Origin of the sequence: Paenibacillus plantarum, assembly GCF_013141695.1 — a bacterium.
GTDB lineage: Bacteria > Bacillota > Bacilli > Paenibacillales > NBRC-103111 > Paenibacillus_E > Paenibacillus_E plantarum.
Map to the genome: position 1 here is coordinate 1 of NZ_WHNY01000051.1, position 26,348 is coordinate 26,348.

General features: G+C 45.6%; 19 protein-coding genes. 2 read left to right on the forward strand and 17 right to left on the reverse strand.

Going from position 1 to position 26,348, the window contains the following annotated elements; translation table 11 throughout:
- Window positions 1-262: 262 nt before the first annotated feature.
- The 12 genes from GC096_RS16460 to GC096_RS16515 all read right to left on the reverse strand — a co-directional run bounded on the left by GC096_RS16460 (window position 263) and on the right by GC096_RS16515 (window position 14,710).
- Window positions 263-4,447, reverse strand: coding sequence for a polysaccharide lyase family 8 super-sandwich domain-containing protein (locus GC096_RS16460; protein WP_171631654.1), 4,185 nt, complete (start codon window positions 4,445-4,447; stop codon window positions 263-265).
- 164 nt (window positions 4,448-4,611) lie between these two features.
- A complete protein-coding gene (locus tag GC096_RS16465) occupies window positions 4,612-6,183 on the reverse strand; it encodes an extracellular solute-binding protein (RefSeq protein ID WP_171631656.1) in 1,572 nt (523 codons plus the stop codon).
- A gap of 59 nt (window positions 6,184-6,242) precedes the next feature.
- Window positions 6,243-7,121, reverse strand: a complete 879-nt coding sequence (locus tag GC096_RS16470) for a carbohydrate ABC transporter permease (protein ID WP_171631657.1) — start codon at window positions 7,119-7,121, stop codon at window positions 6,243-6,245.
- A gap of 10 nt (window positions 7,122-7,131) precedes the next feature.
- Window positions 7,132-8,115 (reverse strand): ABC transporter permease, encoded by a 984-nt coding sequence (locus tag GC096_RS16475; protein WP_246302792.1) that lies wholly within the window; start codon window positions 8,113-8,115, stop codon window positions 7,132-7,134.
- Between the two features lie 148 nt (window positions 8,116-8,263).
- Window positions 8,264-9,352 carry a response regulator gene (locus tag GC096_RS16480; RefSeq protein ID WP_171631659.1) on the reverse strand — a complete coding sequence of 363 codons (1,089 nt, stop codon included), beginning with the start codon at window positions 9,350-9,352 and terminating at the stop codon, window positions 8,264-8,266.
- Complete coding sequence (locus GC096_RS16485; RefSeq protein ID WP_171631660.1) at window positions 9,349-11,160, reverse strand: sensor histidine kinase; 1,812 nt, start codon at window positions 11,158-11,160, stop codon at window positions 9,349-9,351. Before GC096_RS16485 ends, GC096_RS16480 begins: the two co-directional genes overlap by 4 nt.
- Window positions 11,161-11,300: 140 nt before the next feature.
- Window positions 11,301-11,672 (reverse strand): winged helix-turn-helix transcriptional regulator, encoded by a 372-nt coding sequence (locus tag GC096_RS16490; protein WP_171631661.1) that lies wholly within the window; start codon window positions 11,670-11,672, stop codon window positions 11,301-11,303.
- A 65-nt stretch (window positions 11,673-11,737) separates the two neighbouring features.
- A complete protein-coding gene (gene hxlB / locus GC096_RS16495) occupies window positions 11,738-12,298 on the reverse strand; it encodes a 6-phospho-3-hexuloisomerase (RefSeq protein ID WP_171631663.1) in 561 nt (186 codons plus the stop codon).
- Window positions 12,299-12,302: 4 nt separating this feature from the next.
- Entirely contained in the window at window positions 12,303-12,938 is a 636-nt protein-coding gene (hxlA, locus tag GC096_RS16500) for a 3-hexulose-6-phosphate synthase (protein WP_171631664.1), read from the reverse strand.
- A 517-nt stretch (window positions 12,939-13,455) separates the two neighbouring features.
- Complete coding sequence (locus GC096_RS16505; RefSeq protein ID WP_171631666.1) at window positions 13,456-13,770, reverse strand: DMT family transporter; 315 nt, start codon at window positions 13,768-13,770, stop codon at window positions 13,456-13,458.
- A complete protein-coding gene (locus GC096_RS16510; RefSeq protein ID WP_171631668.1) occupies window positions 13,770-14,105 on the reverse strand; it encodes a DMT family transporter in 336 nt (111 codons plus the stop codon). Before GC096_RS16510 ends, GC096_RS16505 begins: the two co-directional genes overlap by 1 nt.
- A gap of 26 nt (window positions 14,106-14,131) precedes the next feature.
- Window positions 14,132-14,710, reverse strand: a complete 579-nt coding sequence (locus tag GC096_RS16515; protein WP_171631669.1) for a TetR/AcrR family transcriptional regulator — start codon at window positions 14,708-14,710, stop codon at window positions 14,132-14,134.
- A gap of 175 nt (window positions 14,711-14,885) precedes the next feature.
- Between GC096_RS16515 and spoVB the strand changes: the two genes are divergently transcribed.
- Window positions 14,886-16,436: a stage V sporulation protein B gene (spoVB, locus tag GC096_RS16520; RefSeq protein WP_171631670.1), complete on the forward strand. Its 1,551-nt coding sequence runs from the start codon at window positions 14,886-14,888 to the stop codon at window positions 16,434-16,436.
- Between the two features lie 104 nt (window positions 16,437-16,540).
- Here spoVB and GC096_RS16525 read toward each other — a convergent pair whose 3' ends face one another.
- Both GC096_RS16525 and GC096_RS16530 read right to left on the reverse strand, forming a co-directional pair.
- Window positions 16,541-17,026 carry a DUF2798 domain-containing protein gene (locus GC096_RS16525; protein ID WP_171631672.1) on the reverse strand — a complete coding sequence of 162 codons (486 nt, stop codon included), beginning with the start codon at window positions 17,024-17,026 and terminating at the stop codon, window positions 16,541-16,543.
- A 414-nt stretch (window positions 17,027-17,440) separates the two neighbouring features.
- The gene (locus GC096_RS16530; protein WP_171631681.1) at window positions 17,441-18,118 is read right to left on the reverse strand and encodes an HAD family hydrolase; all 678 of its coding nucleotides are present in this window, start codon (window positions 18,116-18,118) and stop codon (window positions 17,441-17,443) included.
- A gap of 215 nt (window positions 18,119-18,333) precedes the next feature.
- Here GC096_RS16530 and GC096_RS16535 point away from each other — a divergent pair, with 215 nt between their 5' ends.
- Window positions 18,334-18,606, forward strand: coding sequence for a hypothetical protein (locus GC096_RS16535; protein WP_171631673.1), 273 nt, complete (start codon window positions 18,334-18,336; stop codon window positions 18,604-18,606).
- A 91-nt stretch (window positions 18,607-18,697) separates the two neighbouring features.
- Here GC096_RS16535 and GC096_RS16540 read toward each other — a convergent pair whose 3' ends face one another.
- The 3 genes from GC096_RS16540 to GC096_RS16550 are packed head-to-tail and all read right to left on the reverse strand — an operon-like array spanning window position 18,698 to window position 26,250.
- Window positions 18,698-25,618: an Ig-like domain-containing protein gene (locus GC096_RS16540; protein WP_171631675.1), complete on the reverse strand. Its 6,921-nt coding sequence runs from the start codon at window positions 25,616-25,618 to the stop codon at window positions 18,698-18,700.
- Window positions 25,619-25,644: 26 nt separating this feature from the next.
- Window positions 25,645-25,821, reverse strand: a complete 177-nt coding sequence (locus GC096_RS16545; protein ID WP_171631676.1) for a hypothetical protein — start codon at window positions 25,819-25,821, stop codon at window positions 25,645-25,647.
- A 21-nt stretch (window positions 25,822-25,842) separates the two neighbouring features.
- Window positions 25,843-26,250 carry a hypothetical protein gene (locus GC096_RS16550; protein WP_171631677.1) on the reverse strand — a complete coding sequence of 136 codons (408 nt, stop codon included), beginning with the start codon at window positions 26,248-26,250 and terminating at the stop codon, window positions 25,843-25,845.
- Window positions 26,251-26,348: the final 98 nt, after the last annotated feature.

The window sequence follows — 26,348 nt, forward strand, 5'->3', positions numbered from 1 at the left end:
GCCGGCGGCACTGCTTCCTTTGCGCACATTATTTGTGCGCTAGCGCGCAACGGCCGACGGGGCGGCTTCCTTTGCGCACAATATTTGTGCGCTAGCGCGCGACGGCCGCAGAGCCTGCAAAATCTCCAAACTTAGAAGGGAACCCTTCTCTTTGAATTTTATACTTTCTTATACGCCAAGAAGCCCATCTCCAATTTGGATGGGCTTCTTGTGTTATTCGGATTTTACATCTAAAATACGACGGTGCCGTACCTGGCGCTGTTTATGGCGTTGTTACAGGAGGAGCCCAAACTTCAAGTTCCACATAATGGCTGAAAGCATTGAGTATACTTCCATTCACCCACAAACGTACATACCTTGCGTTCGTTGTAGCAAACGGTATATCCTTTCCTCCGGTGGTCTCCGCATACTCTGCATCTGTCCCTATACCTTGCCCAGCACTATTATCCGTATCATTGTTAAATACCGTGGTCTTCGTCGCAAATGTAGGATCATTCGATACTTGCACAACTACATCGTGGTACATCCTGCCGGCCGAGAAATAATGCCATAATTTAATATCATTAATATCATAGCTATCCTCGAGGTCTACCTGGATCCAGTTTGCCGTATTGGTATACATATCTACAAAGTTAGCGTTGGTTTTGTCTCCGTCTGTTAGACGTGTTCGATTTTGAGCATTTGAACTGGCTGTGATGGCTGTCTTATTCAATGCCACATTCGTAGGTAAAGCAGGTAGTATTACGGGTGCACCTGGTTTACTCGTAATCGAGACTTTACCGAGCTGTGTAACATAGGCATTCGTCGAATCATGCATGAATACGATTTTCAGGTACTTCGTACCTACCGGCAGCGATTCGTTGTAGCTAAACTTATTCCAGGTTCCAACTGCTTTAAGCACACCAATCCTGATCGGTGTGACTGGCGTATAGGTGATGTTGTCTGGTGAGGAAAAAAATTGATAATCGGTAAACGGCCCATTATTCAAATACCATGTGTCCGCAGCAAATTTATCTATATCCATATCCATAAACGACTTATAAATCACATATTCATTCAAGTTTTTAGTTCTGGTTAAACGGGAAGCATCACCTTCCATCTTGGATGCGTTGCTTGTGTCAAATCTAAAATTAGTCGTATGGTCGAACATATTCGTAAAATCATACACATCATCTGTCACAGTTACGGTGCCAGCTCCAGCTGGAGGTGCTGCCAACGGATCATATTGAATGGACAATTTATGGGAAATCCCGTCCTTAGCTCCTGTGTTCACTTCAAACTTGATCGTTGGGCTTAACTGCAGAATCGTAATCGTCGGATCCTTTGTTACAACCGAAACGCCAGTTTTTTCAATTTCAAAAGTTAACTTATTCTGCTTATGTGTCGGATCGGAAATCGCAAAATCCAATACGCTAGCCTGCTCTTTCAGCATCATGGAAGATGGATTATACGATACCACACCCCCAACCATACCTGCATTCCAGAAATTTGCCCCTGTGATGCCCAGGACTTTTTCTTTCACCGCATGCACATCCGTATTGTTCATGAGGATTTCAATATCCGGATTGTTGCCGTACGACGTCGTTTCCTGCGATGTTTTGTTCGGCAGTAAGACATAGGAATAGTCCTTATTCACCGGGTTGTTACCATGATCATACCAGAGTGTCAGATATTTCTTGGTGATTGTTCCAAGTCCCGTATTGCCGAGCGCCTGCCAAGTGCCTTTTCTTGCTTCTCTCAAACCTTTGATTGAAGCAGGTTGAGGGAAATAGTAGCCGCCTGTGCCTTCCAAATAAACGGACGAAACATTCGTCATGTCCTCAGTCCAGCCCAGTCCGGCTGGCTTCGTCACGCCGTTGACGACCAGTTGTTCGTCACCATTATATTTGGTTACATTGTGATGCACGGGATTTAATACAGCCCCCAGTGTACTAGGTGCATAAAATTGTATTTCAGAAAGACCATTTGCGAGATCAACATCATTTCCGTAAAATACAATTTTGATATATCTGGCTGTCGTATCCGGGAAGTCATAAGCCACGATCTCATTGGTTAATACCTGATTCTGACCGCTGTATACCGTCGTCCAAACCGTATTGTTAGTCGACGTTTGGATATCAAATGAATAATGTTTAGTAAGGCCGTCGAAGAAGCTTATGCCTGCATAGCCCACCTGAAGATTGCTGCCAAGATCGTAGATAAGTGATTGTTCATCACCCACGGAAGAGTAATAAGTCGTAATATCGGAGTCCGTGGTTTCTGTTTTGTTGGTTGTGGACAAAGCATTCAAAGGAGCAACCGTGAGTGGAATAATCCCATTCCCCTGCGCATTAGGAGCGTAAATTTGCGCCTCTAGAATGTGGTTAAATTGGTTCGCAGTGTTTCCATGTCCGATAATTTTCACATATCTTGCCTGCACATCAGGGAAATCGTACACTTTAACATCAGCAGCGCTCCCACCAGGAATGGAACTTCCGCTATATACATGGGTCCACACCGAATTATCGGTTGAAACTTGAATATCGAAGGCGGTTGTTCTGGAAGTCTGACTCTGGAAGTTGAGGCCCACATAGCCAATGGGTTGCAATTTGCCAAGATCATACTGGATCCACTGATTGTCGCCAAGGGATGACCATTTCGAATCCAGATTATTGTCTAATGTATGTTGCGGCACATTTCCATCATTGCTGTTACCGGTTACTGCATATACTTTCAGACGCAGAGGTTCGCCGGCAATTGGCGTTGAAACAGGAGAAGCCAGATCGATACTTTTGGAAACCGTTTCTTTATTCAGCATTCGATTCTCAATCGTTGTTTCAATTTTCCGATTGTCCATGCTGTTAATACCACTGCCGATGGCGACGATTTCATCGTCAAACATGAACCAGGATTTTCTGGCTTTAAGGGAACTGCTCGCGGCTTTCAAATCCATGCCTACCGCAGCGTATAGATTATTAAGTTCACTGCCTCCTGTCCAGGGATTGGGACTTAAATAATTCATATTGGAATTATCAGCTCTGGTCATCGTATCCACCGTGGTACCCGGCAAACGGTACAGGTTTACGGTTGGCCAAAAATCGGTATATTGATTCAGATCCTGATTATATAAATAAGTCATTCCCTCGCTCGTATACCAACCTTTTTTATTGTCATTCGAAATCGACTCATAATTGGCAATGCGGCTGGAGGACATACTGACCCCAAAGCCGAAGCCCGGCTTAAGAGAGACGGCTCTATCCATGCCTGCAAACACTTTGGTAAGAACCTTCTCATCTCTAGGAATAATGTTCGGATCATTGATCACAGACTTAGCCAGCAGCATCGTATCTAAATCGATATCTTTGTAGAAATTACTCAAACTATTCTGAAGCATCCAATACTTCACCATAGCTTTCATTCTCATCGCATCTGCTGGCGGCGCAGATTGCGACAAGCGCAATATAGCTCCCATCACTTTATGAGCTGGAACTTGATCTTGATAATAATTTCTCGCCACTTCTCGACTTCTGATCATATCCATCAAGGCACCTTTGTAGATAAACGGCTCATAGGAGTCATATACCCATTGATAAACATTATTAATGCCGCTGTAGGTAGGATACCATTGCGTTCCTCCCAGTAAGTTTAAGATTTTCGCGACATCCTGGATCAGGGCTGCTCCATAGCCTCCATTATAAGCAAACCTGCCATGCATCACGAAAGAACCATCCTGATAAAATCCATCACCCGTTGTCACATAGTCCATCACTTTAGACAAGGCGTCTCTTGCATTAGACAGCATTGTATCCGATTTCATAATAATGCCTTGCACAGCCAGATAGGATGCTTTCCAAACACGGTTAGTTCCTGTAAGTTCAGTTAAGTCTATACTCATTTTGGTATTATCGGGAGAAAAATGTTGAATCATATTCATATATTTCGTAATTCTGTCTGGCGTAGCTAACAGATCATCGTACATTAATAAAACAGCATCTGAGAGTTGAATGGGGGTACCGATCTCTAAGTCATACCATAAATCCCATGAAGACACCGGATATACCGTTTCGTTGTACCGATTCATATACATCCATTCCAAGGCATCGAGGATGTCAGTTTTAAGCGTTTGATTCCCATAGAAGCTGGAACCAACGCTTTTGTAGGCGATCGCCATCTCTTTAATGCGAGAATAGTTCTGAGTAAGATGCAACGGTTTACCGATATTGGTTGGATCGTATATATCTGCCCATAAATAAAGCCTGCCTGGTGCTTTATTCAAGCTGCCCCAGCTGGATTGGGCTAACAAATTGACTTTATACGCAACATCGAGATCAGAAGTGTTATACCCGGTACCTCCGGTTATGGTCGCCTCATACTTCGTTCTTAAATCATCATACACATCATTCGCACTTGCACTACGCAAACCTACTTGGCCAAAGACCGAGAATAAGAGCGTTAAAATTAAGATCACATTCAATTTTCCCCTAAATCTCTCCAACATAACAAAACCACCATCTCTCTCATTGATTATTTAGCCATAGGCTAGTGGTAAAAAAAGACGAATGAGCTAGGGTACGCCATACCGCCCTTTCTTCCGTCTTCTCTTTTGCTTATATGATCATAACTTTTCAGAAATTATTTCTTCTTAATGCTGTTATACCAGTCAGTTTCATATTTGATTCTTTCAGTACCGGCTTGTGCTCGCCATTGCTTCACATACGTATCGAAGTAATCGAGCGGTTGTTTGCCAAGCATGATCTGAGCGGCTGCTTCTTGGAAAAGCGTACCGCTGAATTCCAATTCAGGCTTTGCGGGTAATTTTGTAGGAGGGAGACCCGCTACAATACTCTTCATTCCTTCTGCAGCGGCGACTTTATAAGCCGCATCCATTTTGTCGGCTGCTTCCTTGCTGCCCAATTGAATTTCCAGGAAGTCTCTGTTGTAGGCGACCAGATTGAAGGTACTCGGACGCCAAAGTGCCGTTTTGTCATCTGTATCCTTTTTGAAATCATAGGAAATTTTGCCGCCATCCTTCTTGTACGTTACATTTGGTATCCCAAAATTAACAAACTCTTGACCTTCTAGACTAACGAGCCAATCAAACATTTTCACGATCGCAGCTGGATCTTTCGCGGCTTTGGTGACCATAAACGACTTATTAGATGCACGAACTGAAGTACCAGAACTTTCTACACCCGGCGCTTTCGGAGTTTGAATTGCAATCACATTCGCTCCTATACCCGGAAGAGACTTGTTCAATTTGTCCTGCCAATCCCAAGCAAGCGAAGGTGTGTGCACCCAAGCACCAACCAAGTTATTCTGGATCTTCTGCTCCCATACATTCCGTTTGTTTGTCAGAAACTCGCTGTCAATCAGCTTCTCTTCAACCAATGTTCGGAAAAATCCAAGCGCTTGCTTCATATTAGGACTGATAACCGATGGCACTACCTCGCCATTCACTAATACACGGTTGAAAGCATCCACACCGAACATCGTCATCACATTGTCAACCCAACTGAACTTTTCACGACCCGAGATCGGCATCTCATCTTTTTTGCCGTTGCCATTCGGATCCTTATCACGGAATGCCCGCAGCATCGTCAACAATTCATCAGGCGTTTGGGGCGGGGTGGCAATACCAACCTTATCCATCCAGTCTTTACGGACATATAGAACATTATTTCCTAGCTGTCCTTCTGGAATCGCCATGATTTTCCCACCCGTTGTGACTTCGTCCCAAGCGGCTTGCGATATCGCCTTTTTCAGATTGGGTCCGTATTTATCAATATAATCGTTTAATGGGATAATCTGTTCATTTTGCAATAATTCATAATTAATGCCCCAACCTCCGACGACATCAGGGATATCACCGCTGGCAAATTTAATTCTAACCTGCTCCCCATACTGCCCATGCGGAAGGAATACCCAATCCAGATCCGTATTCGACTTTTGAGCCAGGTATTTCATCGTAGGGTCATCCATCGACTTCCCACCTGGAATCGGTTGGTTAACATCACTTGCGAACACGCGGATTTTGACCGGTGCTGCTGGTGTGGCAGGAGCTTGCGAAGCGCTTGTTTGCGTACTAGTTTGACTCGGCGTTGCGCTAGAACTACTGCCCTCATTACCCGAAGAACATGCAGTGAGAAGCACGATTGTAGACATCGTTAGGCAAACCGTACTGCCCCATTTCTTTTTGAAACTCATATTTTTTACCCTCCTAGGTTTTCTTAATGATCTATAAAGGCATATGCCTGAATATTCAGTTATTCTTTGACAGAACCTAGCAACGCACCTTTAACAAAATGCTTCTGCAAAAAAGGATATATCAGTACAACGGGCACGGTGGCTAATACAATCGTGGCCATTTGGATGGCGACCGGAGAGAGCTTGATGCCGCCTTCTGCAGCCGCCCCCGCTGTCGAGTCCGAATCTCCATTGGCAATCAGCGAGTATAGGTACATTTGCAGGGTTTGTTTGTTGCGATCATTTATAAACAGGAGCGGTCCAAAATAGTTATTCCAATGGCCCACAGCATAAAACAAAAGAAGTGTCATGACAATCGGCATGGACAAGGGTACAACGATTCGCCATACCATGCCGTATTCGCTCATGCCATCCACACGAGCGGCATCGAATAAATCATCGGGAACCGTCCGAAAAAAAGTAATACATAGAATCATATTAAAGGCACTAATGGCACCTGGCAGGATGAGAGCCCATATGGAATTTAACAGAAATAAATTTTTCACAAGTAAATACGACGGTATGATCGGCGCATTAAAAATCATCGTAAAAATGATTAACAACATAAAATACTTTCTTCCTTTTAAATCCATCTTGGACAACGGATAAGCCGTAATCATCGTGAATACCATATTGACCAAGGTGCCTATCACTACGATTTGGACAGTCATCCCTCCTGCCTTCCAGAAGGTGCTATTATTCGCGACTAGCTTGAAATTATCAAGGGTCGCTTCTACCGGCCATAATAGAACCCTATTATGAATAAGAGCGTTCGAGGAACTGAACGAGCCTGCAATAACGTAAAGGATCGGGAGCATGGCTGTAACTGTAATCAGGATGAGAAAACTGACGTTAGAGACATCGAAAACTTTTTCACCGAATGATTTTCTAATTTTCATATACGACCACCTAGAATAACCCTTCCCCAGAAACTTTTTTACTGATTCGATTTGCCGTGATTAAAAGAGCGAATCCAATGACCGATTTAAACAGCCCTATCGCGGTTGTGATGCTGTACTGACCCCCTAAGATACCTTGCCGATAGGCATAAGTATCCAACACTTCACCTACCCTGATCGTAGTTGGGTTTAAGAATAAATACACTTGCTCGAAGCCAACATCCAGCACGTGGCCAATTTTGAGCAGCAGTAGAATAACAATAGCAGGCAAAAGTCCTGGAAATGTGACATGCACGAACTGCTTCCATCGTCCTGCCCCATCAATTCTCGCTGCCTCATAATAGGAAGGACTGATCCCCGCCAAGGCTGCCAAGAAGATGATTGTACTCCACCCCATCTCCTTCCAGATGCCTGAACTGATAAGCAAAGTGCGGAAATATTCCGGCATTTGCAGGAAACTGATTGGCTCATGTCCTAGCGATGTCCACACCAGGTTAACTAAACCTGTCTGACTAGAGAACATCATATAAACTAAGCCGTAAACGATTGTCCAGGATAAAAAGTGAGGCAAGTAAAGCAACGTTTGAACCATGCGTTTAAGCGCGAGATGTCTCAGTTCATTCAACAAACAAGCGAGTATGATTGGAGCAGGAAACGAAAATATAATTTGATAAAAACTTAAGATGATCGTATTAGCAATTAGTCGCTTGAATTGTGGATACGTCACTAGCTGCTCGAACCATTGAAATCCAACCCAATCACTCTTAAGGAATCCTTTGTAAATATTGTAATCCTGGAACGCAATGACACTTCCGAGCAATGGAATGTATTTAAATATAACAAAATACAAAATTCCCGGCAGCAGCATAAGGTACAACGGATGATTTCTCCTTAGATATCGGGAAAGCGATGACTTCACAACACCCGTGGAAACATCTGACGCTTCTGAAAGTAAGGCCTCATGCTTTGGTATTGGTAGCAACTTATTGTTCAATCCAATCCATTCCTTTCACTATCTATCTGAATTTATTATAAGGGACTGGAAACGTACCTCATACCGGATAAGCTTTCGTTTATACCTGACGATGTTCGGGAGATTGGGCAAAAAAAACACACCGTTCGGTGTGTGGGATAATGATGAACTATGATTCCATTCGTTTTTTGTAATCAAGCGGATTCAAACCGAAATGTTTTTTGAATAATTTCGTGAAATAGTCGACGTCTTCGTAGCCGACACGATTGGCGATTTCGTACACTTTTAATTGGGAGTTCAGCAAGAAGTCACGCGAATGATTCATCCGTTCCACCACGATAAATTGCCAAACGGTCATGTCCGTTTCCTGCTTGAATAAGGTGCACATATACGTTTTATTGTGCGAAACGAAGTCGGCCAAATCCTGCAGATTGATTTTTTCTCCATAATGACCCCGAATATATTGCTTCATCATGTCCACAACCTTACTCGACTGATTATCACGAATGCCGCGCATGACGGACATCAAGCTATTGGCCCCTTCTTCCAGTCTTCGAACTGCGCATAAGCGAAAATAACTTCGAGTGGCATGAAGGAACAGCAGATTCTCCCCAAGCCCCAGATCCTTCCCCTCATCCAACTCCAGTCGAAGCTTGTCTTTCGCCATCTCTTCAATGACAGTTTGCAGCCATAGATTGGAAAGCACATTTAATAAATAGTAGTTGCCTGCCACCCATCCTTCCAGTAATTCAAGCGTTTCGACAATGAGCAATGGCATCATGTCACTCCGCAGCGTTTGGATATGCTCGATCCATCGTTCCATCCACAATCGGTTCATCGGCAGTTTGCGCAATATCAATTGGGCAGCCTCGTAGTTTCGTTCCTGTATAATACGATCCGTCGCTGAGCTCAAAGACTCATAAAAGGCTCGTGGATCAATCGGTTTTAAAATATAGTCCAGCGCAAAGAGCTTGATACTGCGTTGCGCATATTGAAAATCGTCGTAACTGGAAACGATCATGCATTTCATCCACGGATAAAGCCGATTGATTTGTTCAATCAATTCTAATCCATCCATAGCTGGCATTCGGATATCCGTGATACACAAATCCGCGTAATTTTCCTCCAGCCATTCCAACGCCTTAACACCGTTTGAAGCCGTTCCCGACACGACCGTTGTATCGTTATAGCCAGATACATATTTAGACAAACTGCTGCAGATTAACATGGAATCATCTACAATAAGCACGCGAATCATGTTATAACCCCCTCTAAGGATCGATACGGAAAACGAATGATAATACGCGTCCCGCCTTCTGGCAATAATGGCTCGACAGAAACGCCTGTTTCCGGATCCATATAAAACATTTTCAACCGATAGTGAACGTTCAGTACACCAATTCGGGAAAAACGCATATAGTCTTGCTCCTTCTCCCCCATGCTCAAAGCCTGCTGAATCGTATTCAGCCTTTCCTCGGTAAATCCGATCCCGTTGTCCTCAATGACGATTTGGACATATCGATCTTTCCAACGTGTTGTCGAAATCCGAATCAGCAAACGATCCCCTGTCACTTCATACGCATGTTTCACACTGTTTTCAACGAATGGTTGGATAATGGCTTTAAGACATTGCGCATCCTCTACGGAACTATCTTGTTCAAGACTTAACGATATATTGTCACCGTACAAAATACGAATGATAAAAAAGTAATTTTTTAAGTGGTCAAACTCATCCTTTACTGTAACAATGGTTTGCTGATAATTGGACGTGTACCTCAGCATGTTAGACAAGGCAATCGTTGTCTGTTGAATATCGGGTTGTTCGGCCAAATGAGCCATAGAGTTGATCGATTCCAGTGCGTTATATATAAAATGGGAATTGATTTGCGATTGTAACGCAGATAAGACAGCATGCTGCTGGACAAGACGGGTCTCCGCGAGCTGAATAATGGCGTTTTCTATGCGATCTAGAAGTAAATTATAGGCTGATGCAAGCTCGGCCACTTCATCGGTCCCGCTCACCTGAGCACGGACATCGAATTGGTCCAATTTCGTCATTTTGATCGTCCTGCGCAGCTGTTTAAGTCTTCGAGTTATGGAATGCGAGGTTAAATACGCAAGAATAGAAGCAATCAACAGCCCCCCGATTGTAAGCGTTATCGTCAAATGACGAATATTGGATATGCTTTTAGCCAAATCTCCGTAAGGTACGATAACAATCACTTTCCAGTCGGTACCTGTGATCGTTTGATAAACGATCATTTGTTTCGATTTCGCGCTGTAATAGGAACCAGAGAGGTTGGAACTGATATTTGTAAAAATGCCCGGATCCAGCTTTGTATTGATTTGCCCAGGGTCGGGATAGGATACAATCGTTCCAAATTGATCAACAATCATGCCAAGCCCGTGCTCGCCCAGCTGGATTTCATTTAATATTTCTTGTGTAGCCAGAAGAGAAATATCAATCGCCAAGTAACCGTTTTGTTCGGCAAAACGAAACTTTTGCGCATACGTTAAAATAGGGATGCTCTTCGACCTTCCCGCTTTGTCGGTATACTTGTCGTCCATACCATAATAGCGTGAAAACTTCCCTGTCAGATCCATACTACCCAGCCACGATTCATTCTTCATCGAATAGTAAGGTGCCAGAATCGATTCCCACATGTATTCGTTGCGATATGTGCTCTCGTTCCCATTCTCGTTATACAACTTAATAGACAAGGTCTCTGGGTGATAGGTGGTAAAAGGGGTAATCCATGTTTTTTCTATTTTTTGGTAGCTATCAAAGAGGCCATATGGATCATCACGTCCAGTCTTTAACCAGTCCTGAAACTCCCTGCTTCCACTAATTGTGCGAAAGAACTGTTCATTATCCCTGATATAGCGGCTCAAGTTCAGGTTCGCTTGCTTCAGAATCTGGTTACTGAAACGCACCACATCATTATCGATCGCCTCTGAGCTTTTAATGAAGCTGAATGTGCTGACCCCGGTTACCGTAATAAAAATAGTGGCAAAGATAATTAAAATGAGCTTCCATTCCAATGAACTCCGGATCGCTTGAATCATGCTCATTTCCTCCTCGGACAGATGTCTGCGCTTTCAGACTCCTATTTCAAGGTTTATGTTACCAAATATAACCTTCGATCACCAGATTTTTGTTCCCACCTACAACGACAAAAAAAGAGAAGTCATGTAACTGACCTCTCTTAGCTTCTGACTGAATCGTCTTTTTGAATGACATTCTCTCTATAACTTTTACCCCAATCGAACATCATCTGCAGTAGAGGCATCAGACTTTGCCCATACCCCGTCAGGGAATATTCCACTTTAGGAGGATTCTCCGCGTATACTTCACGGCAAATAAGAAGGTCCTCTTCCAGCTCGCGAAGTTGATTCGTTAACATTTTCTGAGTAATCCCGGGGATGAGCCGCTTTAACTCTCCGAAGCGCTTCGTCCCTTCCAATCCCAGATGCCACATAATAATTAACTTCCACTTTCCACCGATAACAGCCAGTGTTAGTTCTTTCTCACAATTAATATCCTGTAAATTAATACGTTCTTTGACTTCAAGTGCCACGTTGCGGCCTCCTCTCTACATACTCATTATACAGTAGTTAGGGAGGAGCCTTCTACCTCATGACATTATTCTAAATTTGCATGATTTTCATACATCCTGCTCGTATCCATCTCTAGCATTTGCATGAGGCTTATGATCACAACATCGTAAAATAAAAGCAGCGTTTGCTCATATAAACTCCCCAAAGGCTGTATGGAAACATCGGCATCAATTTGATCTTTGCGAGCTCCAGTCAGCGTAATCGTATGATTCGCCATTCGCCCGATGGTCGAGTGTGCTGACAGCGTAATCAAGACGACATCCGCATGAAGCGAAGCAGATTTATTGGCAAAGGCGACTAGCGGTGTAGTCTCCCCTGAACCTGAGCCAATAACGAGTAGATCGCCGGCTTTTATCGCGGGTGTAACCGTCTCCCCAACAACATAGACGGGAATACCCAGCTGCATAAGTCTCATGGCAAAAGCACGCCCCATTAGTCCCGATCTTCCCGCTCCCGCTACAAAAACCCTGTTCGCTTTGGTGATTCGCTCGGCAAGCCCTGTAACTTCATCTTCATTAATTTGCTGAAATGCTTGATAAAGCTCAGCTGCTACCTTTGATGACCCTGCCGTTTTAGAAGGAATCATGATCTCACCTTGCCGCTTGCACCAGCCGCTGCATCTCGGCAGCTGCTGCTTGTCGATTCTCTTGTCCCGTAATACCTCCCCCGACAATGACCAAATCAGGTTTTGCCGCCAATACCTCGGGCAATGTGTGCAGCTTAATTCCTCCGGCGATAGCCGTTTTAGCCTGTTTAACCACTCGCTTAATTGTGGCTAAGTCTTCTAACGAGTTTTTCCCAGCCGCTTGGTGATCGTAACCGGAATGAACGCAAATATAATCTACGCCCAGTGCATCAATTTCTTGTGCTCGTTTGGCCATATCGGGAACATTAATCATGTCGACCATAATCTTGGTTCCCTGCTTTCTTGCTTCAGCGACGGCGCCGCTGATCGTCGTATCATCTGAAACGCCCAGCACCGTAATGATGTCCGCTCCCGCTTCAGATGCCTTCATGACTTCATAACCGCCAGCATCCATAATTTTGAGATCTGCCAGTACTTTGACATGAGGATAGGCGGCTTTCAATTCTTTGACAGCACGTAAACCCTCATTAATGATAACCGGCGTGCCAATTTCCACGACATCTACATAGGCTGCCACTTCATTTACAATCTCTTTTGCTCCTTGAATATCTACTAAATCTAGTGCCAATTGCAGTTCCATCTAGAATCTCTCCCTCTATTTGCAATTCTGGTGAATGCCATAGACCCATTGTAGGGCCATGCCGTTCATCAGAAAAGTAGGCACTTCAATGTGCGTAGTTACTTGAAAGTAACTGGATGCTGAGGGAATTCGTGCGTATGAAAGTGATTTTTTACATAGGAGTAGTTTTGTATGAAGATTAGAAAGGCTGTCTCAAAGTCAATTTATGACTTTTCGAGACAGCCTTTTTCTCGTTATTGACCTATGAGTAAACCTTCTACCAGCAAACTAGCTGGATTTTCTCCATCTATTTGAATTGGATTTCTCGAATTCGAAGGATTAACTGTATTTCCTGTAGTTAAATTTATTCAATTTTCTGGATTCTTCAAATCTCATACAAATTAAATGTACTTTTTCCATCTAATCATCAAAACACGTCTGATTCGAGCAAATTAGCTGTAGTTTATACATCTAAACATGAATCGACAGTCCAGCGGCTGTCTCACCTTCCGCAACCTTCGGCCACGCCGATTGTACTTTAAGCTATTAATTTCAATCCTACTGCAGCACTTAGCACCATCGCGATGAACACAATTCGCTTCCAATTCTTAGATTCCCCATAGAACAACATCCCTACGACTGCACCTCCAACCGTCCCGATCCCCGTCCAGACCGCGTAAGAGGTACCCATTGGCAAAGTTTTCATCGCTTGGCTTAGAAATCCAAAACTCAGAACAATACCTACGATGAAAATAGCAAAGCTACGAATATTCTTCGCTTTATTTATTTGATTCATTCCGACGACACCTACAACTTCAAACATCCCTGCAAAAATGAGAAAAAACCAACCCATTAGACTGCAGCTCCTTTCTCACCGCTTGTCACAAATTTCAATCCAAACACACCGGATAATAGAAGTAGAATTAGGAATACTTTAAGTAACTGGAATGGCTCTCCGAAAAATAACATTTCCACGATGACCGTTCCCGCTGTCCCCATGCCTGTAAAGACGGCATATACGGTTCCCACAGGCAGTTTGGTAGACGCACTAATAACGAGATGAAATGAAATATACATAGCAATGACCGTAGCGATCCACGTCCATGTTGTATCCGAATGTTTTAATCCTGTCACCCATATCACTTCAAAAATGACACCAACGAAAATATAGATCCAATAACGATTCATGTGTATAACCCTCCTGCTGCTTTACTTTACTTTTTGATACCACGCCAAAAGACGAACCAGGAAGATTCAATCCTTTTCATCGACCGAGCAGAACCTCCAAATAGTAATTCCACAAACATGCCATCTAATACCGCAGAGAAAGCAACCGTGGCCACATCGCTGCTAACTTCAGGGCTAATGATCCCATTGTGCAAAGCTTGATCAAATAGCGGCTTTATCATGGTTTCAATCGTATCAAGATAGTTGTAACCTTGCTTAACGATCTCATCATAGAGATGGGACGGCGGGAAGAAGGCCACGCGCAAGAAAAATTTCGTATTATCATCCTGTTCATAACGAACTTGATATTGGATCAGAAATTCATAAAGAAGTTGATCTATAGAAAGATGCTTATTATTGTGGAGATACGTATGAACTAAATGCAATTCTTTCGCCTGCACCTCGTCAAAAAGAGCAAGAAATAGTTCATCTTTTCCTTTGAAATGCGTGTAAATGGATTGTTTTTTAATCCCTACATCCGTAGCAATATCTGCAAGCGATGCACCTTCATAGCCATTTTTAGCAAAATGAGTGCGAGCTACTTCTTTGATCCGCGTTGCTGTCATAACATCATTCCTTCCGAACGTTCGTCAGGTAATCATACCACGTTAACTTTCGCAGGGCAACCTGTAATCGTTGTACATACATTTGGCAAAAAATACATCATCATCGGCTTGTTCGCATGCTTTTCCAATTATTGAATACATATGTAAGTATTCGATAACCAGGAGGACACACGTCATGTCACAACATGGGCAATCGTTCATGAAAGGAACGTTCGTTTTGTCTGTCGCTGCTTTCATCAACCGTATTCTCGGTTTTATCAGCGGCATGTATATCGCTCGCGTACTGGGCGCAGAGGGAATCGGCATCTTGATGATGGCTCATCCGCTCGTCCCGCTCGTCATTACGATTACGGAGCTTGGATTGCCGGTGGCCATTTCCAAATTGGTCGCAGAGGCCAACGCTCGCGGCGAACGGATGAAAGTGAGGCGCATCTTGCATGTCTCACTCGCTGTCACGGGCTTCTTAAGTGTAGCACTCACGACCATCTCGTTATTCGGATCGGAGTGGATCGCATCCATTCTGCTTAGCGACCAGCGCGCGTATTACGCGATGCTGGCCATTACGCCGATCGCGCCGATTGTCGCTGTTTCCGCTGTTTTAAAAGGCTATTTCCGCGGTATGCAGCAAATGAAAACCATTGCCGCTTCCGATGTACTGGAGCATACTGTTCAAATTGCTTGTGTACTCGCGCTAGTCCACCTCTTGCTCCCTTATGGCGTCGCTTATGCGGCTGCCGGAGCGATGGCTGCCTCTGTCGTCAGCGAAGCGATCAGCCTCCTATTTCTAGTAGCAAGCTACAAGCTTTACGGCGAATCGAAGATGGCTGGCGAGACTTGGGCAAGCCACTTGAAACATGGAAGAAGCACGCTCGGCGAGCTGCTTCAGATCGGATTGCCGACGACCGGTCACGGTGTGATTCATTCGTTGTACAGCACCTTCCAACCGCTGCTTATTACGACCAGCCTGGCGTTGGCCGGCATCGGCACGGCGTTAGCCACGAAGCAATTCGGGATGTTGGCTGGCTATGCGTTTCCGCTGCTGTTCATGCCAAGCTTTATCACGCAGTCCTTGTCCACCGCGCTCATTCCTGCAATTGGCGAGGCCGCGGCGAACAAGAACAGTCTGCTCATCCATGAGCGGATGAATCAAGCGATGATCTTGGGGCTCCTGATCGGTGCCCCAGCGACCGTTATCTTGTACGTGTGGGCAACTCCACTAACAACACTTGTCTATCATGCGCCGGAAGCAGGCGTGCTACTACAAATACTGGCGCCTATGTTTTTCCTGCATTATTTCGACGCGCCACTTCATGCGATTCTACTTGGGCTCGGCCGCGCCAAAGCTACCCTGTGGAATTACGTCATAGCCACTTTATTCAAGAGTGTCGCGATTTTCGTCTTCGGCAGCCAATACGGGATTATTGGCGTTGCGTACGGCATCGGTATCGGCATTGTGATACAAACACTGCTGAACTTTTTTTCCATCTCAAGCTCGATCGGATTTTATTGGAGCATTCGTCCGTATGTCAAAGTTGCGATCTCCATGATCCTGATGATGCTTTGCGGAAACTGGACCTATTACTATTTTGTCGGCAATGGTATGCCACAATTATGGTGCGTGATCACTTCCATCGTCTGTTCCCTGTTTCTCTATTTCGCCGCACTCGTATTTACGGGTACGTTAAGTCGAAAAAGTACGCGGCACCGATTTTCGTTCCCATGGTAAGTTTGTCAAGAAAAACAACTCTGCCTATAAACATATTAATGTGATTAACAAACGACACAAAGCCCGGGGATTCATTCCCTAGGGCTTCGTTTCGTTTTAAGCATCTAGCGTAAAGTTACTCTAATTCTTTTCTTAACTACCTTAACAAATGCATACCGAACAAGCGGCCCCACAATGATGAGTTGAAGAGGAAAAGCGAAAATAAAATTTTTAAACACGAAAGTAAAGTAACTCTCAAACAACGATTCTCCATGCAGGCTATCAGAAAAATAAGCATTTCCCAAGCCATACAAGGACATACAGAGAACCATGCCACTCACCATGAAAAAAGCTAAGAAGAGAATCACAAACACCTTGTTAGATTTGTCAAAGGGTATAGATAACGCCAATTTCTTGGCCACAGGACCAACAACAAATAATTCCAATAAGGTTGCGATAACAAAGATTTGAACAAGTTGAGTGAAAATCTCCCGCACTGATATGCTGCCCATTAAGCCGTGTGTAAATAGATTATACAATGTCATGAATACAACCATCCCAAAGCACATCATCAATCCAAAATAAAATTCTTCTTTCTTCGTTGTTGGCAAATTCCATCATCCTTTCTTTTTCCTTGTTAGTATAGCGGCAGCAAGACCCTCTTCATAAGTGAACAGTCTGTGAACCTTTTGAGGCCCTCCGTCTAATCATGCGAACAGTTTTAACTGGAAAAGATACAGCTATTTACGTGATATTTCCTCAAAAACTCGAATTAACTGTAAAACATGTAGGTAAAACTGACTCTTTTTCTCAGATCGGGTGAACTGGTCAAAATTAACTGTACGTTATCCATCTAATCTGCGTTTGATCGAAAAATCCTAAAATTTAACTACAGAAAATCCATCTAATCTCCTTTCTACTACTCGTACTCCATTTCCACTCCCCACATACCAACCTATCTCGCAACCCGCATATGACAAAAAGCCTGCAAATTAAATTTGCAGACTTAACATATGGTCGAATCCCTACGCCAACAAAGGTATCAGTTCTTCTAACGAACGAACAACATAATCTGGGGAAACGTTCTGTGGTAACACTTTATTTTTCCGATTCATCCATGCAACCTTAATTCCTGCCCTCTGGGCACCTGCAACATCACTCGTCAGAGAATCACCAACATGTAGAGCCTCTGTGGGATCAAGATTATATGTCTTAAGTGCTTTCTGAAACATCTCCGGTCTTGGCTTATATGATTTTACGTCTTCACTGGTAATCATGTTCTCGAAAGATAATCCATTATGATGAATGGCTGATTGGATGTCATCTCGATCGATATTTGAAAGTATAATTATCGGAGTTCTGATGCTTTCCAAGAATGGCTTTACATCCTCAAATAGTTGTGAGCATTGCCAGTGTTCAAATAAGATTTCACTAAGCTCTCTTGGATTTTCAGACGACTTGTAAAAAGCTATTGTATCCTCTAACGAACTAATTTCGATTTCACGTTGGGTTTTAAAGTTATCACCATAAGCTGACTGAAACTTCTCAGAAAAAGAATTCCACCAATAGATCCCAATGTCTTTTGTGGTAGCTTGAGGTGATGTTCCTGTCGATGTCAAAATCCTTTGGCATATTTCCTCAATAAAAACATCATCTTCATGCACGAGTGTACCGTAGAAATCAAGAAATACTGCTTTATACATAGACAAAAAGCACGCCCCCTCTTTATCACTTTAACAATGTACCACTTTACCATAATAATGTAACTAATGAGATTTGTACACCGTGAGATGCTCAAAAGCGACGGATCCGCTCCATCAACAATAAAATTATCATAGGCTGATTCAAATATATGGAAATCGTTTATATATGTTTTATAGAGTTAAAATAAATATTACAGACTGGGAGAGTGGTACAAATGAAATTCCTCAAAACAAAATTGGCTTTGCTTCTTGCAACTTCGTGTTTAATGGTTCCGAGCGTCATTAGCGCCGCAACCGAGACAGCAGTGGATGCACCATCCTACACGTATATGAATGGCTATGTTTACACCCTTGTCCAAGATATTTATGTGCCAGGCCGTTATTTAATTGATGAAGATACGGTAGCCGTTTACATCCCCGGAGGAGTAGGCATCATTGCGGTCGATAAGGATACTGTTTTACCTGAGGGTTCAGTCTACTTGAACTAGGATAATCCAGTTTATATTTGCCCTTGTTATGTATGCAAAAATCAGAGACCATCTCCATAATGGAGATGGTCTCTGTGTGTGGTGCTTGAAACTAAATGCCCAACGCGGCCAGCAATTTGTAAATCATAGCAACTGCTTCGCCTCTCGTTGTTGTTTGGCTAGCGCGGAAAGTGCCATCCTCGTAACCATTCAGAATGCCCGCAGATAGCGCCTTATCGATCGATGGTTTCGCCCAGGAAGGAATGTCTGCAGCATCTTTCAAACTCGGTGCATGGCTCGTCAAGCCAGCTTTACCGTTTCCGTAGTTCTGCAACGCTCTCGCCGTCATCATTGCTGCTTCCGCCCTCGTCACGGTGAGCTCACCTTTGAAGTTAGTCGTGCCGGCTTCCTCGTAACCTTGAATCAGGCCTGCTTCCACTGCGGCCACGATGTGCGGCTTCGCCCAAGAAGGGATATCCGCTTCATCCGAGAAGTTCGTGTCGCGGGAAGCTGCTTCGAGACCTATGGCCGAAACTAGCATCTTAGCGAATTCGGTCCTCTTTATGGTAGCATCCGGTCGGAAGCTTCCGTCCGGGTATCCAGCTGCGACATTCAACCCTGTGAGGCGACGAACGTAGCTTGCTGCCCAATGATTCGCCATATCTTTCATCTCTGCAGGTTCATGGGAAAATACAGCAAACTTCGTGAAGTGATCGACGCTCACCCGGATCGTTCCATCTTCATTTACGGTTCCGCCGATGAAGATCCAGCGCTTCTGGCTTTCATGATAATAGTACACAGCCGGTTGGCTCCCCGGCTTCAATTGCTTGGCTTCGTAGACGAATGAAAGCTCAAGCTGCTTTGAAAACCGATCCCCAGTCGTACTGGTTAGTTCGAAAATTTGGCTGACCGATTGAAGATCGCCATTCGCGGGAATCTGGTCGGGTTCAACGACCGCGATATGAATCGTCCCCTTCGAAGACACAGCGCCGGCAGGAATTTGAATCTTTACTCCACCCTCCAACTCCAACTGCTTGCTTTCATCCGGGCTCACATCCGCTTGCTGCTCCTTACTCCCGGAAGATGGCGACGCAATGCTTTCTCCAGCAGGGGTTTTCCCCGTTTGGCTGCCTTCGTCGACAGGCTCCTCGGTTCCGGAAGAATCCTCTTCCGCCTCGACCGTCACCTTGCGCACCACTTCGACAGCAACGTTCCCCGCTTGGTCGATAACATTGTATCGCAGCGTATAGGTACTTGCTATGTTGGTATTCACTTCACCTGTGACAGTAATCTCGCTAACAAGACCGATATTATCCTTTGCCGTTGCGCCTTGATCGCGATACGTGCTGCCGAACGGCACGGTCACGTTGGACGCTCCATTTAACGCGATGACCGGTGCCGTCTTATCGATGCTGATGGTCAACGTTGCCGTCTCCGTTGTATTCCCTGCCCCATCGTCGGCGTGATAGCGAAGCTCAATGAGACCCTCATCAGAAATCGTAATCGGCTCGCTGTACGCGTGCCATGTGACTCCCGCATCTAGGCTGTAGAACATGTTGGCACGATCCGAGCCATCGCCTTCCGGACGCAAAGAGACCTGTACATCCGAAACGTACCATCCATTGCTACCTGCTTGGCCAGCCACCTCCGCCTTCACGGTCAGAGAATCGCCACCATTGTCGCTAGAGGAGAGTTGTCCCGATACATCGAAGCTGGTAAAAGCGTTGTAAGTCGCCTGAATCCCATCTGAATAAAGTCCTGCCTGTGCGGGTCTATTTTCGAAAGGATCCTCTGCATCAAAGATCAGATTGTTGTTCACCCAAACGTAGATTTTCCCCTTTGATCGAACCACCTTATAGAAGTTTTGCGCGCTGATCTCTTCCCGAAGAGCGAAGGAGAACGGGCGATTCAAATCTGAAGGCACGCTTAGTCGAAGTTGACTGGTTTTTACAGGGGCGGTAAAGTCAGCGATATGATAATCGCCTCTTCCCTTGTCCTGATACGTGAACGGCACCGCATTCCAACCGTCCTTCTGACTGTCGAACTTGAAATCTGCCGAGTTCGATTGCGGCAGTTCAAAGTTCTTGTTCATGTACGAGAACAGGCCATTGAACCACAGGATTTTTGCCGATGAAACTTCCGCTTCACCACGCAGATCGTACACATACTCGCGTTGGCCGTTCTCTGCGTAATTACTGTGCCCATAGATCGTATCTCTCGCTGTGGGAGCAACGGCCATGATCTCCTCCTGACCATCCACGATCTTGCGCAACTCGAATTCGTTCGTGGCATAATTCGTACTTGCCGTCACGTAGTTCTGGTCGTCAACATACGCAAGAATAACGCCCGCTTTACCAGTGTCTGGCAAGGCCCCCGTATTTACATTGACCGAAAATTCATGCCCGAGCGTCCGATCACCCTTGACCGTGATCGCTTCCCCGCCCGCAGGGGACTGCAAGCCCTTCTCGGAAACCGACCATGCTTCATCCCAGCCGTTGATGTACGTACCGTATTCGCTCCAGCCGGTCGTCACGGTTACGTTATCCATCCGAACCTTCGCCTTGTTGCTGATCAATCCGATTTGACCTGGAACTGCCATCGCCTGATTCTCGAACACCGGCTGGTCGTTGTTAAGGGTGTAGTGATCCAATTCCGCAAACAATTTGGAACCATTCTTGTACACTCTGAGCGTATGATATTGCTCCGCGTAGTCTTTAACACGCGAGTCATTCTCCATAAACGCGAACGTCGAAGGTAAATCTGTGACCGCGCTTTCCGAAACGCCGCCGATGCGGGACTGGACGACAAGCTTCCGGTCATCGCGGTCAATCAACACATTCACATAGTTGTTCTCATCCTGATGCCAGGCAACCACACCCGCCTGCCCCTCGTCTCCGGAATCTTTGTCGTCGAATCGAAGATTGGCCTCCACAAACACATTTTCCGCTTCGTATCCGTTCAGCATCACTTGTTTCGAATCGCCAGGCGCATTAACATACAACGCCTCGTTATCGATCGATACGCCTGTCTCCGGCATTTCGTAATGCTGCAAGCTGTCTTTCGAATCGAACCTGTCTTGGAACGTTGGTGTCCAAGCCTCCGGATGAATGCCTTCCGAGTCATAGGAGGTTGGTCCGTCAACGACCATCTCTTGATCCCAGAAGTAGACACGATCCTTCCCTTGCCCTTCATCACTGTTCCAAAAAGCTTTATAGGTGACCCAATCCTCAAAACCATTCGGCCCCTTAATCATATTCGGTTGCGACGGTCCGATAATGTCGGGTTCCACAGGATGCCCGTTCGTATCATACAGACCAAAATCTAGATGGTAGTAATTCAAGGCGGCTCCGCCATTTTTACTGTTCTCTACAGCGATCACATTCTCGCCGGCTTGAAGCAAATCAGCGGGAACTTCAACCATTTTGTAGGCGCGCTGCTGACCACCGAACGTGAAGAATGGCTTGCCGTTCACATACAGCTTTCCATACCCTTCTAGACGGTAGCGAAGGACCGTAGTCTCCGGTACAGCATCCAGATGGAAGGAGCGTTTCGCCCACATGGAAGCTTGACCGCTCGGGTGCGCCCAAATCTCGGATGGCACCGTTTTCCCGTTGTTGACAATGGTCGGGATTTTCCCCGTTCTCGTATCCGGCCAGCCGAAGCCGCCCTCCCCGGTCATCCAACCGCTCAAATCGGAGCCAATCGCGTTCCAGCCTACCTGAGGTGCCTTAAAGGTATATTGATATGGCTGGCTGCCATGCTCCGCCGTCGGCAGGATGACGTTGTATTTCAAGAGCAGTCCCTCCATATTGCGTGCCAGCAGTTTGCCCGGGTATTTGGAATCGTTCGTTATTTGATCGTAGCTATCGGCTTGCGCTACACCGGTCTCATAAAGTCCTGTTTCCGGGAACATCTGATTGCCGACATACAACATGTAATACTCGCCATTATGATAAAATAACTCCGGTCCTTCGAAATTGACGAAGTTCACATTGGCCCAGTGGCCCTTCTGTGTATGAACCGTTTCGATCGCTTTGCTTCGGCCTGGATTGCCCTTCTCGTTAAAGAAGGATTGCACGTCCCAGAGCCATGCACCCGCATTCGCCGGCTTGGCTGCCCCTGTATTAGGGTCCACCTCGTCCGGATTTACCTTGCGCAGTAAGATTAAATCTCCGTTGTGCGCAACGAATAATTGAGGGTCAATCCCATCATCATACTTCTTATCCTTGAGGGCGTACTCGAAATTCGGCGACGTATTCATCTTGCTAGGGTCCCCGTAGATCAATGAGGTACCATTGTAGATATAGAACATTACCCCGTTATGGAAAAACAAATCGGATGCGCCTAATTCGTTGTGATCGGATGGAGTCACCGCCTGCGGCATCGTACTCGGGTCATTCGAAATTAACCGATACGGGCTTTCCCAGTGAATCATATCCTTCGAGCGATACACTTTCCCTAAAGTTCCGGTGCCCATCGCATAATAGTAACCGTTATATTTCTCGATCGTTCCGTCATAGAGGGTAGCCTTCTTGCCAAGGTCGGACCCCGAATCGACTCTGAACAAGTTATCTACTTTCTCAATAGCGGAAGGGATTACTGTCATTTCACTGCTCGCCGACAAGCCTCCGTCCTCCGCGGTTCCCGTAATGACCGCTCTGCCCAGTCCGACAGCTGTCACCCAACCGTTCAGATCTACCGTTGCCACAGAAGCATCGGAGGTTGACCAGGATACATTCCGATTCGTGGCGTTCTTAGGCCAGATGACGGCTGACAACAAATGCGTCCCCCCCACCGGTAACTCAACTTTCGAGTGATTCGCAGAGATCGTCAAGACCGGAATCCCCTTAACAGTTACAACCGCTGAAGCCGTATGAGCGCCATCTACTGTCGTGACGGTAATCATCGCTGTACCTGGCTGAAGTGCCGTAACGACACCCGCTTCGTTCACCGTTGCGATAGTCGGGTTGTCAGAAGACCAATTCACCCTCTGGTTCGTCGCATTCGTCGGTGTGACTGTCGATGTTAAGGCCTGTGTCGTTCCAATCAGAATTTCTGCTGCCGCAGGTGTAAGACCGACCCCTGCTACCGGAATATTCTCAACGGTCACGCTACTCTGCGCTGAGTATTTCCCATCGACCGTCGTCACGGTGATGGTCGCCGTACCTACCGATACCCCTTGCACAGTTGCCTTCAGACTGCCCTTCGACATCACCTTCGCAATGGATTCATTGCTGGAAGTCCAAATCAGATCTTGATTCGTTGCGTGCTTCGGGAAAACCGTTGCAGTCAGCTCCTGCGTAAGGCCAGCCCCAACCGTGACCGCGGCCCGATCCAGACTGATGCTTTGCGGGTGGACGGCACCCAAGATAGGCTCGACAGCGGCATTGTACAATCGTACATCATCGATAACCCCGCTAAAATAAGCCCCGGTTGTCGGTCCTTCGAAAGCGTCAACGGCGAATCTCGCACCGAGTGCCCCCTCGTTAGCCGCTGCGGCAACTTTATCGAAAGACGTCATGGTTTCTTTCGCCAATTGTCCGTCTAGGAATAACTTAAAAGATTTGTTGCCAAATGAGACAGCTACGTGATGCCATTGGTCTGCACCAGTCAGCGCTGTGGAAAGAATGACGCGATCAATGGCAGGTTTATTATTCACAATCGCTGCCTCTAGTTTGCCTCCATTCATTTGAATCGCCAATCCTGCCCCATTGCCTCCGCGCTCGAATAATACCTGCCTGGTGTTCAAATCTGTCGGCTTAAACCACATTGCAGCTGTGAATGCGGAAAACTCATCCCTCAAGAAGGGCATTGTATTTGTATTGAGTTGAATGGTGCTTGTCAATCCGTTGAAGGAGAAGGCTCCTCCATCAACACCACCATCCGGCACCCAACTTCCAATAGCGCTTACAGAATGATGCCCATTACCTGTGGAATCCTCTGCAACTTGCTTGCCATTATAACTGAATGGCGCATCCAGCTTGTACCAGGCGTCCAATCCCTCAAAAGGAATGGATATCCGCGCCGGAAGGACAGTCACTTCGCTTGCAGCCGTATAATGTCCATCCGCCGTTGTCACCGTAACGGTTGCAGTGCCTGCTTTTTTGCCCTCGATAGCTGCTTGTGTTGCACCGTAAACAGCAATCGTCACGACAGACTCATCACTGGACGTCCAAGTGATATCTCGATTCGTAGCGAATGACGGCTGGAGAGAAGCGTCCAGATACACCGATTCACCGACCGTCGTGGTCAACCGCGTCTTACTCAAGCTGACCCCGGTCACTTCTATTGACGGTGTAACCGCTTTGTCGTACAAACGCACATTATCGATCATCCCGTTGAACCAAGCGCCCGTCTGGTTATCCCCACCGAATGCGTAGACCGCGTATTTGGCACCGATGGCCGCTTCGTTAAGCGCCGTGTTCACTTTAGTAAACGGCACAGTCTTCGTGGCTGCGACCTTCCCATCTAGGTACAGCGTGAACACACCATTGTTGAACGTAACCATCACATGGTGCCAAGAGGTGGTATCCGTAAAATCGACCGATACAATTCCCCTCACGTCAGCGCTCGCAACTGCGGCCTCCAGCTTGTTCGCATTCAATTGCAACGCCATACCCGACGCATTGCCTCCGCGTTCGTACAGCACCTGCAGCTTCTGCGTGTCGTTGGCTTTAAACCATAACGAAGCCGAATGCTCAGTGAAGGCATCTTTCAGGTATGATCCTGCCGGCGTCGATCCCAAGTTCAGCTGAATTAGATCAGAGACGCCGTTAAGCGATAGGGCTCCTCCGTGTACCCCGCCATCCTCGACCCAAGTGCCGATTGCACTGATGGAATGATGGCCTTGACCGGAGGAATCCTCTGCCACGTTTTTTCCACTAACTTCATAAGGCGCATCCAATTTGTACCAAGCCAGTAATCCTGGCTCCTCACTTTTCTCCAAAGCATTAGCTTTGCCACCCGGAATAGCACTGCACACGAGCGCTATGATGAGGATGAATGCGAATAACTGCTGTAAGTTCTTGCTCAATTTTTCCCCTCCCTAAAATGTTGATATCACCCCAAGTAAGAAAGCGCTTTCCATGACGCTTTTTCATTATATTTTATGATTTTCCCTGGTAGGTTCCAATAATATGACATTTCACTCCAAAATTTTGACTTTTCACATCCTCCGTATATAAAATAAAACCACTCCAATGGAGTGGCTTCTTTAAAAGGTTGTAACTTCAACATCGTTCCAAGTATTCCTACTAGCTAATTACTTTCCTCCAGTTTCGCGAGAGTAACATTAATTTTTTCATCCATTTCATTGCCTTGATTCTTCCCATAAACATAAAATATAAGCACATTATTTATAACGAACGCTTTATGTTTTACAAACTCAACAGGTCTATGATAAAAATCTTCATGACCTTTAATCCGTTCTTTCTCTGAATTGAATATATAAAAGTAAATTACGCCATCTGACAGCTGGTAAAAGCTCGGGGTTACCCCGTTTATTCCTTGCTGGAAGATGTTCTTTTCATTTTCATCTGCTTTATGGAGTTGCATCCCCTCATTTTGAAAAGCTGCAATAACTTGCTCAAGGGTCAATGCTTTAGTTGTACTAGTACACCCTGCAATTACCATAAAAAAAAGAAAGATCATTACACGAATTCGCATCTTACACCACTCTCTTTACATAATAGACGTATGTAAACCCTATATATACAGCACGCGATCCCGAACAATTCTCCTTTAGTCAGTAGATAGAGCTTTAG

Bases quoted from the DNA above. Each gene is read 5' to 3' on its own strand.
- GC096_RS16530 (WP_171631681.1), bottom strand. From the start codon at position 18,118: ATGTATAAAGCAGTATTTCTTGATTTCTACGGTACACTCGTGCATGAA.
- GC096_RS16510 (WP_171631668.1), bottom strand. From the start codon at position 14,105: ATGAATCGTTATTGGATCTATATTTTCGTTGGTGTCATTTTTGAAGTG.
- GC096_RS16545 (WP_171631676.1), bottom strand. From the start codon at position 25,821: ATGTTGAAGTTACAACCTTTTAAAGAAGCCACTCCATTGGAGTGGTTT.
- GC096_RS16505 (WP_171631666.1), bottom strand. From the start codon at position 13,770: ATGGGTTGGTTTTTTCTCATTTTTGCAGGGATGTTTGAAGTTGTAGGT.
- hxlA (WP_171631664.1), bottom strand. From the start codon at position 12,938: ATGGAACTGCAATTGGCACTAGATTTAGTAGATATTCAAGGAGCAAAA.
- GC096_RS16465 (WP_171631656.1), bottom strand. From the start codon at position 6,183: ATGAGTTTCAAAAAGAAATGGGGCAGTACGGTTTGCCTAACGATGTCT.
- GC096_RS16535 (WP_171631673.1), top strand. From the start codon at position 18,334: ATGAAATTCCTCAAAACAAAATTGGCTTTGCTTCTTGCAACTTCGTGT.
- GC096_RS16515 (WP_171631669.1), bottom strand. From the start codon at position 14,710: ATGACAGCAACGCGGATCAAAGAAGTAGCTCGCACTCATTTTGCTAAA.
- GC096_RS16470 (WP_171631657.1), bottom strand. From the start codon at position 7,121: ATGAAAATTAGAAAATCATTCGGTGAAAAAGTTTTCGATGTCTCTAAC.
- spoVB (WP_171631670.1), top strand. From the start codon at position 14,886: ATGTCACAACATGGGCAATCGTTCATGAAAGGAACGTTCGTTTTGTCT.
- GC096_RS16485 (WP_171631660.1), bottom strand. From the start codon at position 11,160: ATGATTCAAGCGATCCGGAGTTCATTGGAATGGAAGCTCATTTTAATT.
- GC096_RS16550 (WP_171631677.1), bottom strand. From the start codon at position 26,250: ATGCGAATTCGTGTAATGATCTTTCTTTTTTTTATGGTAATTGCAGGG.
- GC096_RS16480 (WP_171631659.1), bottom strand. From the start codon at position 9,352: ATGATTCGCGTGCTTATTGTAGATGATTCCATGTTAATCTGCAGCAGT.
- hxlB (WP_171631663.1), bottom strand. From the start codon at position 12,298: ATGATTCCTTCTAAAACGGCAGGGTCATCAAAGGTAGCAGCTGAGCTT.